The 13,207-nt window shown below is 59.4% G+C and carries 10 protein-coding genes; 8 read left to right on the top strand and 2 right to left on the bottom strand.

Annotation, left to right across the window (positions count from 1 at the left end):
* Positions 1-37 precede the first annotated feature (37 nt).
* Positions 38-988 (bottom strand): DUF1853 family protein, encoded by a 951-nt coding sequence (locus C7534_RS17770; RefSeq protein WP_046032126.1) that lies wholly within the window; start codon positions 986-988, stop codon positions 38-40.
* A gap of 108 nt (positions 989-1,096) precedes the next feature.
* On the opposite strand from C7534_RS17770, the gene C7534_RS17765 reads away from it, so the two are divergent.
* From C7534_RS17765 to C7534_RS17725, 8 genes are all read left to right on the top strand, one after another.
* Complete coding sequence (locus C7534_RS17765) at positions 1,097-1,987, top strand: NAD(+) kinase (RefSeq protein ID WP_027923400.1); 891 nt, start codon at positions 1,097-1,099, stop codon at positions 1,985-1,987.
* Positions 1,984-2,958 carry a metallophosphoesterase gene (locus tag C7534_RS17760; protein ID WP_408981000.1) on the top strand — a complete coding sequence of 325 codons (975 nt, stop codon included), beginning with the start codon at positions 1,984-1,986 and terminating at the stop codon, positions 2,956-2,958. The genes C7534_RS17765 and C7534_RS17760 overlap by 4 nt, the downstream gene beginning before the upstream one ends.
* The gene (locus C7534_RS17755) at positions 2,955-3,824 is read left to right on the top strand and encodes a rhomboid family intramembrane serine protease (RefSeq protein WP_046032128.1); all 870 of its coding nucleotides are present in this window, start codon (positions 2,955-2,957) and stop codon (positions 3,822-3,824) included. The genes C7534_RS17760 and C7534_RS17755 overlap by 4 nt, the downstream gene beginning before the upstream one ends.
* 33 nt (positions 3,825-3,857) lie before the next feature.
* Entirely contained in the window at positions 3,858-4,118 is a 261-nt protein-coding gene (locus C7534_RS17750; RefSeq protein ID WP_046032129.1) for a YeaC family protein, read from the top strand.
* Positions 4,115-4,945 (top strand): DUF2797 domain-containing protein, encoded by an 831-nt coding sequence (locus C7534_RS17745; RefSeq protein WP_046032130.1) that lies wholly within the window; start codon positions 4,115-4,117, stop codon positions 4,943-4,945. Before C7534_RS17750 ends, C7534_RS17745 begins: the two co-directional genes overlap by 4 nt.
* 10 nt (positions 4,946-4,955) lie before the next feature.
* Positions 4,956-7,613, top strand: a complete 2,658-nt coding sequence (pepN, locus tag C7534_RS17740) for an aminopeptidase N (RefSeq protein WP_109786536.1) — start codon at positions 4,956-4,958, stop codon at positions 7,611-7,613.
* Between the two features lie 1,210 nt (positions 7,614-8,823).
* Complete coding sequence (locus C7534_RS17730; protein ID WP_046032133.1) at positions 8,824-9,876, top strand: WD40/YVTN/BNR-like repeat-containing protein; 1,053 nt, start codon at positions 8,824-8,826, stop codon at positions 9,874-9,876.
* Between the two features lie 25 nt (positions 9,877-9,901).
* Positions 9,902-12,277 carry an efflux RND transporter permease subunit gene (locus C7534_RS17725; RefSeq protein ID WP_046032134.1) on the top strand — a complete coding sequence of 792 codons (2,376 nt, stop codon included), beginning with the start codon at positions 9,902-9,904 and terminating at the stop codon, positions 12,275-12,277.
* A 196-nt stretch (positions 12,278-12,473) separates the two neighbouring features.
* Here the strand turns inward: C7534_RS17725 and C7534_RS17720 are convergent, their stop codons facing one another.
* Complete coding sequence (locus C7534_RS17720) at positions 12,474-13,193, bottom strand: FadR/GntR family transcriptional regulator (protein ID WP_109786535.1); 720 nt, start codon at positions 13,191-13,193, stop codon at positions 12,474-12,476.
* Positions 13,194-13,207: the final 14 nt, after the last annotated feature.

Here is a 13,207-nt window from a genome sequence, read left to right as displayed (position 1 = left end):
CTTGCCCGCGATGGGGCCATATCTGCCACTACCAATCTCAACCACTGCCCGGCACATTCGGCCAAAGATCCGCCACCAGAAACAACCGTTCCGCTTCCTCCCAATCCCCTTCGGTATTTTCGGTCAGGCGCACCATCAACTGCGCCGGGGCCTGGGGTTGGAGGTCGCTCAGCCAGGCGCTCAGTTGTTCCGGGCTCCATGTCTGTTCTGCGGGATAATGCGCCGGCGCCAGCCAGGCATGGCGGGGCAGGGGTTGCCATCGGCCGTAAGGCCGTCGCACGACAAAGTCTGCCCAGTCTTTCTGATGCAGCCAGCTACCGCGCAAATGCTGCGGATGCGCACCGTCGGGTGGCTCGGCGTGTCCAGGCCACGGATACAACAGGTAACCGCCGAGCCACAAGTGCGCACTGAACTGCTGGATATCGAGGGCCGCGAGCACTTCGCGACTGTCGGTACGGGCAGAAATGGGCAGTTGATGCTGAGTCAGGTGCGCCAGTTTGCGGTCCAGCCGATCATGACAACCGGGACCGAGCCACTGCGCGGTGTCTTGCCCGTTACCATTTTGCGGTCCGAGATAGAGCTTGATCGCCAGTTCCAGGTGATGCACACCGTCGCGGTCGCGCAGCAACATGTCCAGCTCGCCCAGCGTATGCCCTTCACGTCTGATCGGCAGGTTGGCGGCAATCAGCTCGATCCCCGGGGCGTGCCGCACCGCGTATTGCCATAACCGTTCGTAGTACAGGCCTAAACGCCGGGTTCGGGCCTGGGACAGCCAGTGCAACAAGTCATAACTGTCGCGGTCCAGTTGCCGCAACCAGCGCTCCAGGTGTTCCGGTTGTTGCACCCACTCGCTGCCGGCCAGCGGATGACGTTGCGGCCACGGCGTATCGAGGAGCATCGGCGGTGCGAGGATGACCCACGCCAGGTCGCGCACTTCGGGGTGGCGCAACTGATGGGGCAACGTGAGCAAATCGGGAAATAGGATCATCTTGCGAGCATAGCCCTAAACATGAGTACACCCTTGTGGCTGAAAGGATTTTGTCTATCCCGCGCTTTCGCCCATAATCGCCTTTTTCGCCGTCCTTGCAGGAACCCCATGGAGCAATTTCGTAATATCGGCATCATCGGTCGCCTGGGCAGTTCTCAGGTGCTGGATACCGTCCGCCGACTGAAACGGTTTCTGCTCGATCGTCACTTGCACGTGATCCTTGAGGACACCATCGCCGAAGTCCTTCCGGGGCATGGCCTGCAAACCTCGTCACGCAAGATGCTCGGCGAAGTCTGTGACATGGTGATTGTGGTCGGCGGTGACGGCAGCCTGCTGGGCGCCGCCCGGGCGCTGGCCAAGCACAATATCCCGGTGCTTGGTATCAACCGTGGCAGCCTCGGTTTCCTGACCGATATTCGCCCTGATGAACTGGAAGTCAAAGTCGCCGAAGTGCTCGACGGGCACTACCTGGTGGAAAACCGCTTCCTGCTGCAAGCCGAAGTCCGCCGTCACGCTGAAGCCATCGGCCAGGGTGATGCGCTGAACGACGTGGTGCTGCACCCCGGCAAATCGACTCGGATGATCGAGTTCGAGCTGTACATCGACGGCCAGTTCGTTTGCAGCCAGAAGGCCGACGGCCTGATCGTCGCGACGCCCACCGGTTCGACCGCCTACGCGCTGTCAGCGGGTGGGCCGATCATGCATCCCAAGCTTGACGCTATTGTGATTGTGCCGATGTACCCCCATACCTTGTCGGGTAGGCCGATAGTGGTCGATGGCAACAGTGAGCTGAAAATCGTCGTGTCCAAAGATATGCAGATTTACCCGCAAGTCTCCTGTGACGGGCAGAACCACTTCACCTGCGCACCGGGTGACACCATCACCATCAGCAAAAAAGCGCAGAAGTTGCGGCTGATCCACCCCCTTGACCACAATTACTATGAAGTCTGCCGGACCAAGCTCGGTTGGGGCAGCCGATTGGGTGGTGGAGGCGACTGATGCTCGATCCCGCGCGTAGCTACGACCTGATCGGTGACGTGCACGGTTGCGCTCTGACCCTTGAGCACTTGCTCGACCGGCTCGGTTATCACAAACAAGGTGGCGTCTGGCGGCATCCATCGCGCATGGCCGTGTTCGTCGGCGACATCATCGACCGCGGCCCGCGCATTCGCGAGGCGCTGCACATCGTCCATGACATGGTCGAGGCCGGCCAGGCGCTGTGCATCATGGGCAACCATGAATTCAACGCGCTGGGCTGGAGCACCCCGGCGCCACCGGGCAGCGGCAAACAGTTTGTCCGTGAGCACACGCCGCGCCATGCCCGGTTACTGGGCGAAACCCTCAGCCAGTTCGAAGATCATCCCGGCGACTGGCATGACTTCCTGCAATGGTTCTACGAGTTGCCGTTGTTTATCGATGCCGGGCGCTTCCGGGTGGTGCATGCCTGCTGGGATTCGGGCCTGATCGAGCCGTTGCGCGGGCTGTTCCCCAATGGCTGCGTCGATGAGCATTTCCTTCAGGCATCGGCCGTGCCCGGCAGTTTCGCCTGCACCGTGTTCGACCGGCTGCTGCGCGGCACCGACATGCGCTTGCCCCATGGCTTGACCATGACCAGCGGCGACGGTCTGGTGCGTTCGTTCTTTCGCACCAAGTTCTGGGAAGACGACCCGCAAACCTACGGAGACATCGTGTTCCAACCGGACGCATTGCCTGAGCCGGTGGCGCAGACGCCACTGTCTTCCACGGAAAAGAACACGTTGCTGCGCTATGGGATCGATGAGCCACTGTTGTTCGTTGGCCACTACTGGCGCAGCGGCAAACCGGCACCGATTCGCCCGAACCTGGCCTGTCTGGATTACAGCGCAGTGCTCTACGGCAAACTGGTCGCCTATCGCCTGGATCAGGAGACCCGTCTCGATCCGCACAAATTTGTCTGGGTCGATGTCGAACGGCCGGAGGTGCTGCAATGAGTGCTGTTGCCGTATTGCGTCTGCCACTGGCGGTGGACTTGAGCGGGTTCGTCAAATTGCTGCAGCGCATGCAGGTGCCGCATCGCGTCAGCGAAGAGTCGGGCGAACAGGTGCTCTGGGTGCCGGCCAATATCAGCGAAGACGTGCGCTCGTTGTACGAACGCTTTCCGGCCGGTGATCCCGATCAGCAACTGGACATTCCGGTGGCGCAAACGACCCAACGCCCCGGTTTCGTCGAACAACTTCGCTATGCCAAGGCCACCGCGGCGGTTTTGCTGCTGAGCATCCTCGTCGGCGCGGTGACGTTGTTGGGCGAAAACCTCGACACGATGCGCTGGCTGACCTTCCTCGATTTCCGCGTGGTGGGCGAATACATCCATTTCGTCCCGTTGGCCGACAGCCTGGCGGCGGGGCAGTGGTGGCGCCTGATGACGCCGATGCTGATCCACTTCGGCATCTTGCACCTGGCCATGAACGGCATGTGGTACTGGGAACTGGGTCGGCGTATCGAATCGCGACAGGGCAGCATCAACCTGATCGGCCTGACGCTGCTGTTCAGCCTGGTGTCCAACTACGCGCAGTATTTTTTCAGCGGCCCGACCTTGTTCGGCGGCTTGTCCGGCGTACTGTACGGCCTGCTCGGGCATTGCTGGATCTTCCAGTTGTTGTCGCCGAACCCGGCTTATCGCCTGCCGCGTGGTGTGTTGGTGATGATGTTGGTGTGGCTGGTGCTGTGTATGTCCGGGCTGATCTCGATGATCGGTTTCGGTGAGATCGCCAATGCGGCCCACGTCAGCGGGTTGCTCGTCGGATGCCTGACCGGTTTGTTGGGTGGTTTGTACAACCGCCGTAAACTGGCCGTCTAAACAAGTTATGTATTCAATCGCGCGGAGACCCTGATGTCCTCTTTTAACGAAATGATCAAAAACATCACCCCCGATATCTACCAGAGCCTGAAACTGGCGGTGGAAATCGGCAAATGGTCCGACGGTGGCAAACTCACCGCGGAACAACGCGAGCTGTCGTTGCAAGCGATGATCGCCTGGGAAATCCAGAACCTGCCCGAAGAAGAGCGGACGGGCTTCATGGGGGTGCAGGAATGCGGCTCCAAATCGATTGAAATACCCAATATTCTGTTCAAATCGGATGCCGTCCATTGATCGAGATTGGCCGAGGTGCAATCAGTAAAATGTCGGCGCGTCTTGACGGGTCCGACGTGCAGTACGCATTGCGTCTGGGTGATGTCGAGGTGCCGGTCAATCCATTGATCGGCACTACCGTGCGCCTGGAATACCTGGGGGCGATTCATTGCACCCATTGCGGACGCAAGACCAAAACCAGTTTCAGCCAAGGGTATTGCTACCCGTGCATGACCAAACTGGCGCAGTGCGACCTCTGCATCATGAGCCCGGAGCGTTGCCATTACGATGCTGGTACTTGCCGTGAGCCGGCATGGGGCGAACAGTTCTGCATGACCGATCACATCGTGTACCTGTCCAATTCGTCGGGGGTGAAAGTCGGGATTACCCGCGCTACCCAACTGCCGACCCGCTGGATCGATCAGGGCGCCCGTCAGGCGTTGCCGATCATGCGCGTGTCGACCCGTCAGCAGTCGGGGTTCGTCGAAGACCTGTTCCGCAGTCAAGTGGCGGACAAAACCAACTGGCGTGCGTTGCTCAAGGGCGAGGCGGCGTCGGCGGACCTGGCCGAGGTTCGCGATCAACTGTTTGATAGCTGCGCCGAGGGCCTGAAAACATTGCAGGAACGATTTGGCCTGCAAGCGATCCAGACCATTGCCGACGTAGAAACGCTCGAGATCCGTTATCCGGTCGAGCAGTACCCGGCCAAGATCGTCAGCTTCAACCTGGACAAGAACCCGATTGCCGAAGGCACGCTGCTGGGGGTCAAGGGCCAATACCTGATCTTCGACACTGGCGTGATCAATATTCGTAAATACACGGCTTATCAGCTCGCCGTGCATCAGTAAGGACTCCAGCATGCGCACCGAACAACCGAAGATGATTTACCTGAAAGACTATCAGGCGCCCGAGTACCTGATCGACGAGACGCACCTGACCTTCGAGTTGTTCGAGGACCACAGCCTGGTCCATGCGCAACTGGTGATGCGCCGCAATCCCGAGCGCGGCCCGGGCCTGCCGCCGCTGGTACTGGACGGCCAGCAGTTGGAGCTGCTGTCGGTGACCCTGGCGGATCGCGAGCTGAGCGAAAGCGACTATCAGTTGACGGAAAATCATTTGACCCTGCATCCGGCCAGCACCACGTTCACGGTCGATACCAGCGTCAAGATCCACCCGGAAACCAACACCGCGCTGGAAGGTTTGTATAAATCCAGCGGCATGTTCTGCACCCAGTGCGAAGCCGAAGGCTTCCGCAAGATCACCTATTACCTCGACCGCCCGGACGTGATGAGCAAGTTCACCACCACGGTCGTCGCCGAGCAGCATAGCTATCCGGTGCTGCTGTCCAACGGCAACCCGATTGCCAGCGGTCCCGGCGAAGACGGCCGGCACTGGGCGACCTGGGAAGACCCGTTCATGAAACCGGCGTACCTGTTCGCGCTGGTGGCCGGTGATTTGTGGTGCGTCGAAGACACCTTCACCACCATGACCGAGCGTTCCGTGGCATTGCGTATCTACGTCGAGCCGGAAAACATCGACAAGTGCCAGCACGCCATGAACAGCCTGAAGAAGTCGATGCGCTGGGATGAAGAAGTGTACGGTCGCGAGTACGACCTGGACATCTTCATGATTGTCGCGGTCAACGACTTCAACATGGGCGCCATGGAGAACAAGGGCCTCAACATCTTCAACTCCAGCGCCGTGCTGGCCCGCGCCGAAACCGCAACCGACGCCGCGCACCAGCGCGTCGAAGCCATCGTCGCCCACGAATACTTCCACAACTGGTCGGGCAACCGCGTGACCTGCCGCGACTGGTTCCAGTTGTCGCTCAAAGAAGGCTTCACCGTGTTCCGCGATGCCGGGTTCTCCTCGGACATGAACTCGGCCACGGTCAAGCGCATCCAGGACGTGGCTTACCTGCGCACGCACCAGTTCGCTGAAGACGCAGGCCCCATGGCTCACGCCGTGCGGCCGGACAGCTTCATCGAAATTTCCAACTTCTACACCCTGACCGTGTACGAAAAGGGCTCGGAAGTGGTCGGCATGATCCACACCTTGCTCGGCGCCGAAGGTTTCCGTAAGGGCAGCGACCTGTATTTCGACCGCCACGACGGCCAGGCCGTGACCTGCGACGACTTCATCAAGGCGATGGAAGACGCCAACGGTGTCGACCTGACCCAGTTCAAGCGCTGGTACAGCCAGGCCGGTACTCCGCGCTTGGCGGTGAGCGAGTCTTATGATGCTGCGGCGAAAACCTACAGCCTGACCTTCCGTCAAAGCTGCCCGGCGACCCCGGACAAGGTTGAAAAACTGCCGTTCGTGATTCCTGTGGAATTGGGCCTGCTGGACGCCAAAGGTGCGGCGATTGCCTTGCGCCTGTCCGGCGAAGCCAGCGCTCAGGGCACGTCGCGGGTGATCTCGGTGACTGAAGCCGAGCAGACCTTCACCTTCGTCGACATCGCTGAACAGCCGTTGCCTTCATTGCTGCGTGGTTTCTCGGCGCCGGTCAAACTGAGCTTCCCGTACAACCGCGATCAACTGATGTTCCTGATGCAGCATGACAGCGACGGCTTCAACCGCTGGGATGCGGGCCAGCAATTGTCGGTGCAAGTGCTGCAAGAGCTGATCGCCCAACACCAGGCCGGCGAAGCCCTGGTGCTGGATCAGCGCCTGGTGTCGGCGTTGCGCACCGTGCTGTCCGACGAGACGCTGGACCAGGCCATGGTCGCGGAAATGCTTTCGTTGCCGGGTGAGGCGTACCTGACTGAAATCAGCGAAGTGGCTGATGTCGATGCGATTCACATTGCCCGTGAGTTTGCTCGCAAGCAATTGGCTGAAGGGTTGTTCGAGGCGTTGTGGCTGCGTTATCAGGCCAATCGCGAGCTGTCGAAGAAAACGCCGTACGTGGCCGAGGCCGAGCACTTCGCTCGTCGCGCGTTGCAGAACATTGCGCTGTCGTACCTGATGTTGAGCGCTAAACCGCAAGTGTTGGCGGCGACGCTTGAACAGTTCGAGGCGAGCGACAACATGACCGAGCGCCTGACGGCGTTGGCGGTGCTGGTCAATTCGTCGTTTGAAGCAGAGAAAGCCAAGGCGCTGGCGAGTTTTGCCGAGCACTTCAAGGACAATCCGCTGGTCATGGATCAGTGGTTCAGCGTTCAGGCGGGCAGTGCGTTGCCGGGTGGTCTGGAGCGTGTGCGTCAGTTGATGCAGCATCCGGCGTTCAACATGAAGAACCCGAACAAGGTGCGGGCGCTGGTCGGTGCGTTTGCCGGGCAGAACCTGATCAACTTCCATGCGGCTGATGGTTCTGGTTATCGCTTCTTGGCGGATCTGGTGATTGAGCTGAACGGTTTCAATCCGCAGATCGCTTCGCGTCAATTGGCGCCGCTGACTCGCTGGCGCAAATATGACGATGCGCGTCAGGCGTTGATGAAAGGTGAGCTGGAGCGCATTCGTGCTTCGGGTCAGCTGTCCAGCGATGTGTTTGAAGTGGTTAGCAAGAGTCTGGCCTGACTCTGGGTTCGCTCCTGCAGTGGTTCACCTGAACCCTGTAGGAGCTGAGCTTGCTCGCGATGGCGGCCTTAGAGCCGACCGGGATTTTTTATGGTGTACATATCCATTCCTGCGGTAACGGCCACTTAGGGTTTCGCCCTTACGGCGACTCACTTTTTTTTCAAACGCCAAAAAAAAGTAAGCAAAAAAAGGCTCGCCCCGAGCGTCCGGCCCCTCGCTAAAGCTCGGCGTTCCTTCGCTCCGGTATCCCTCCGGGGACACTGCCCTCCGGTCTGCTTCGCTACGACCTACATGCAGCGTGTTCGACTGCGTCGAACGGCGCTACGCGCCACTCCCCGGATGAACACCTCCACTCAGCCTCCCGAAGGGGCGGGTGGATCAAGATCAAAAGCTGCAGGCGAGCTAACGCTCGGCCTGGTGAGTGGTGAGGGGCAAGAGCGGGTGTGGGGTGTTTTGCTTTTTGTGGGAGCGGGCTTGCCCGCGATGGCGGCCTGACAGCCGACCGATCTCTTGCCGGTGTACACATTCCCTGTGGGAGCCGGGCTTGCCCGCGATGGCGACCTGCCGGCAGACCAGTCTCTAACAGACGACCCCCGGTCCAATTGTAGGAGCGAGCCTGCTCGCGATGCTTTTGGCTTTTGGCTTTTGGCTTTTGGCTTTTGGCTTTTGATCTTGATCTTGATCTGCTTTTGATCTTTCGCCCCTTCGGCAGGCCGAGCGTAGGTGTTCATCAGGGGGTTAGGCGCGTAGCGCCGTGCGGCGAAGCCGCACACATCGAGAGGAGGTCGTCGCGAAGCAGACCGTAGGCGATGCCCCCTGATGGACATCGTAGCGAGGGAACACTGAGCTTTAGCGAAGTGCCGTACGCCGGGGCGAAGCCTTTTGCTTACTTTTCGGCGTCTGGAAAAGTGAGTCGCTGTAAGAGCGAAACCGCCAGAAGCCGTTACCGCAGCAACGGATATGTACACACATCGAAATCACGCATCCGAATGCTTTGCTATTCAGCAGCCACCCATCCCCCTCAGGTTAACAAAACATAACGTGGCGTCGATTGTCAGACCTTTCCAAACCCCGATAGGATAAGCCAGCTTCCGAAGGGGCTCTAGATTGCGCGTTTCAGGACTCAACTCCAAAACAGCCAATCGCAACAAGCACCCTTACGGCGCCCTGAAAGGTTGAATGACCTAACAATAATAATGGGGGAAGGTCTATGAGTGAGCCTGTCATGGGTGTGGGTATCTGCCGCCCGCCGGCATTACGCAAAATCGCGTTGCTGGCTACAGCGCTCTCGCTGTTGGGCTGTGCCGTGTTGTCGGCACCAGTGCTGGCCGCCGCAGCGCCAGCATCCGATACCGTATATGCCATCGAATCGGCCAAGGCTGCCAAAAGTCTGATGCTCGATGTCGTCCACGCCGGCAAGCGCCTGGTGGCGGTCGGGGATCGTGGGCATATTTTGTATTCCGATGACCAGGGCGCGACCTGGGCTCAAGCCAAGGTGCCGACCCGCGCACTGCTGACGTCGGTGTTTTTCGTCGATGACAAACACGGTTGGGCCGTCGGTCATGACGCACAGATCCTCGCCAGCGAGGACGGCGGCGTCACCTGGACCAAGCAATTCGAAGATTTGAAACGCGAAGCGCCGTTGCTCGACGTCTGGTTCAAGGACGTCAACAGCGGCTTTGCCGTGGGCGCGTATGGCGCACTGCTGGAAACCACCGACGGCGGCAAACACTGGGAAGACGCCAGTGACCGCCTGGATAACGAAGACCAGTACCACCTCAATGGCATCGCATCTGTAAAAGATGCCGGGCTGTTCATCGTAGGCGAACAGGGCAGCATGTTCCGCTCCGCCGATTGGGGCCAGACCTGGGAAAAACTTGAAGGCCCGTACCAAGGCTCGCTGTTCGGCGTGATCGGTACGGCGCAAGCCAATACGCTGCTGGCTTACGGCCTGCGCGGCAATCTCTACCGCTCCACGGATTTCGGCAGCACCTGGGAACAGGTTGAGCTGAAAGCCGCTCGCGGCGCGCTGGAGTTCGGGTTGTCGGGCGCAACGCTGCTCGACGACGGCTCCATCGTGATCGTCGGCAACGGCGGCTCGGTGATCCGCAGCAACGACAACGGCGAAACCTTCAGCGTGTTCAACCGTCCGGATCGCATTTCCGTTTCGGCAGTCACGGCGGCGGGCAACGGTAATCTGATTCTGGCAGGACAGGGCGGCGTTCGCGCTACTTCGCCAACCGGCTCAGAGCTGGGCAAATAATAAGAAGGGCGGAGCTATGACATCCATGACAAGTCATCACCAAGACAAGGCGACGTTTCTTGAGCGCCTGATTTTCAACAACCGCCCGGCAGTGATCACGATCTGCCTGTTGGTCAGCATTTTCCTGTTCTGGCAGGCAACGCTGATCCGGCCATCCACCAGTTTCGAAAAAATGATCCCGCTGGAGCATCCCTTCATTCAAAAGATGATGGAGCACCGCAACGATCTGGCGAACCTGGGCAACACGGTACGAATTTCCGTAGAAGCCACTGACGGCGATATCTTCTCCAAGGAATACATGGAGACCCTGCGTCAGATCAACGACGAGGTGTTCTACATTTCCGGCGTCGACCGTTCCGGCCTCAAGTCGCTGTGGAGTCCGAGCGTGCGCTGGACCGAGGTGACAGAGGAGGGCTTCGCCGGTGGTGAAGTGATCCCGCAGAGCTATAACGGGTCGCAGCAAAGCCTTGATCTGCTGCGCAATAACGTCCTCAAGTCCGGTCAGGTCGGGCGTCTGGTGGCCAACGACTTCAAATCGAGCATTGTCGATATCCCGCTGCTGGAGTCCTACCCGGACCCGCAGGACCAGGGCAAGTTGCTGGCACTGGACTACCGTCAGTTCTCCCACCAGTTGGAAGAAAAGATCCGCGACAAGTTTGAAAAGCAGAACCCTAACGTGCAGGTCCACATCGTCGGTTTCGCCAAGAAAGTCGGCGATCTGATCGATGGCCTGGTCATGGTGGTGATGTTCTTTGGCGTTGCCTTCATCATCACGCTGATCCTGCTCTACTGGTTCACCAACTGCATGCGCAGCACCGTGGCGGTACTCAGTACCACGCTGGTGGCGGTGGTCTGGCAGCTTGGGTTGATGCACTTCTTCGGCTTCGGGCTTGACCCGTATTCGATGCTGGTGCCGTTCCTGATCTTCGCCATTGGTATTTCCCACGGCGTACAGAAGATCAACGGTATTGCCTTGCAATCCAGCGAGGCCGACAACGCGCTGACCGCTGCGCGACGCACGTTCCGTCAACTGTTCCTGCCGGGGATGATCGCGATCCTTGCGGATGCGGTGGGTTTCATCACGCTGCTGATCATTGATATCGGTGTGATTCGTGAACTGGCCATCGGCGCGTCCATCGGCGTGGCGGTGATCGTGTTTACCAACCTGATCCTGCTGCCGGTGGCGATTTCCTACGTCGGTATCAGCAAGCGCGCCGTTGAACGTAGCAAGAAAGACGCACACCGCGAGCACCCGTTCTGGCGCCTGCTGTCGAACTTTGCCAGCCCGAAAGTTGCGCCGGTGTCCATCGTGCTGGCCTTGCTGGCCTTTGGTGGCGGCCTCTGGTACAGCCAGAACCTGAAAATCGGTGACCTCGATCAGGGCGCACCTGAACTGCGTCCGGATTCGCGCTACAACAAGGACAACAACTTCATCATCAGCAACTACTCCACCAGTTCCGACGTGTTGGTGGTGATGGTCAAGACCAAGGCTGAAGGCTGCTCGCGCTACGAAGCCATGAGGCCCATCGACGAGCTGATGTGGAAGATGCAGAACACCGAGGGCGTGCAGTCGGCGATCTCTCTGGTGACCGTGTCCAAGCAGATGATCAAGGGCATGAACGAGGGCAACCTGAAATGGGAAACCCTGTCGCGTAACCCGGACGTGTTGAACAACTCCATCGCCCGTGCCGATGGCCTGTACAACAACAGCTGCTCCCTGGCACCCGTGCTGGTGTTCCTCAACGATCACAAGGCGGCGACCCTTGATCGCGCCGTCCATGCGGTGCAGGACTTCGCCAAGGAGAACAACAAGGACGGCCTGGAATTCATCCTCGCCGCCGGTAACGCAGGGATCGAAGCGGCCACCAACGAGGTGATCAAGGAGTCCGAGCTGACCATCCTGATCCTCGTCTACATCTGCGTTGCGACCATGTGCATGATCACCTTCCGCTCGTGGGCGGCGACCTTGTGCATCGTCTTGCCTCTGGTGTTGACGTCGGTACTCGGCAACGCCCTGATGGCCTTCATGGGCATCGGCGTGAAAGTCGCGACCCTGCCGGTGGTGGCGCTGGGTGTGGGGATTGGCGTGGACTACGGCATCTACATCTACAGCCGCCTGGAAAGTTTCCTGCGTGCCGGCCTGCCGTTGCAGGAAGCCTATTACCAGACGCTAAAATCCACCGGTAAAGCCGTGCTGTTCACCGGTTTGTGCCTGGCCATCGGTGTGTGCACCTGGATCTTCTCGGCCATCAAGTTCCAGGCTGACATGGGCCTGATGCTGACCTTCATGCTGCTCTGGAACATGTTCGGCGCGCTGTGGCTGCTACCTGCGCTGGCCCGTTTCCTGATCAAACCGGAGAAACTGGCCGGGCAGAAGGGCAACTCGCTGTTCGCTCACTGATCCTTGCCTGAAATAAAAAAGCCGCAACCTTGGTTGCGGCTTTTTTTACATCCCGAATTCAGCGCTAACCCCTGTAGGAGCAGAGCTTGCTCGCGATGGCGGTAGAACATTCAACATCTATGTTGACTGACACTCCGACATCGCGAGCAAGCTCTGCTCCTACAGGGGATTTCTCCAACAGTTGGAATGTGTTGGGTCAGTTGGGATCGCTACCCAACACCACATTCAACGCACTGCGTGCATCATCGAGCTGCACCAGCGTCGCGTGCCGTGCACCGAGCGCATCGCGGTTCTCGATGGCGGTGAGGATTGCCTTGTGCCGGGGCAGCGCCAGTTCATGCAGGTTCGGCCGCTGGTTGGAATGCTTCAACGCTTCGGCAATTGCCACCGACAGCATGTTGCACAGGTTGGCCAACAGATCGTTGTGGGTGGCGTCGGCGATTCGGCTGTGGAAATCCAGATCGGGTTGCAGCAGTGCTTCCGGAGTCGGGGCGGCTTCCATGCGTTGGTAGGCTTCACCGATGGAGGCGATGTCCGCATCGGTCGCGAACTGCGCGGCGAGGGCAGCTGCAGCGGGTTCGATGATGGCGCGAACACTGGTCAGCAGGTCGAAAAATTGATTCTGCGGGCTGCTCTGCATCAGCCAATGCAGCACATCGGGGTCGAGCATGTGCCAGTCTTTGCGCGGCTTGACCACAGTGCCGACGCGTGGACGCGAATACACCAGGCCTTTGGCGACCAATACCCGGGTGGCCTCTCGCAGTACCGGGCGGCTGACCGCGTACTCCTCACACAGCAGGGCTTCTGCGGGCAGTTTGTCGTCCGGTTTGAAGCGCCCGGAAACGATCTGCATGCCCAGCTCCTGGACAATGCGCGAGTGCATGCTTTTACGGTCGGAGGGTTTGCGGTAATCCATGGGGAACGGCGCGA

It is taken from the genome of Pseudomonas sp. OV226, from assembly GCF_003148705.1.
Taxonomy (GTDB): Bacteria; Pseudomonadota; Gammaproteobacteria; order Pseudomonadales; family Pseudomonadaceae; genus Aquipseudomonas.
This window is presented reverse-complemented; position numbering and strand designations above follow the sequence as displayed.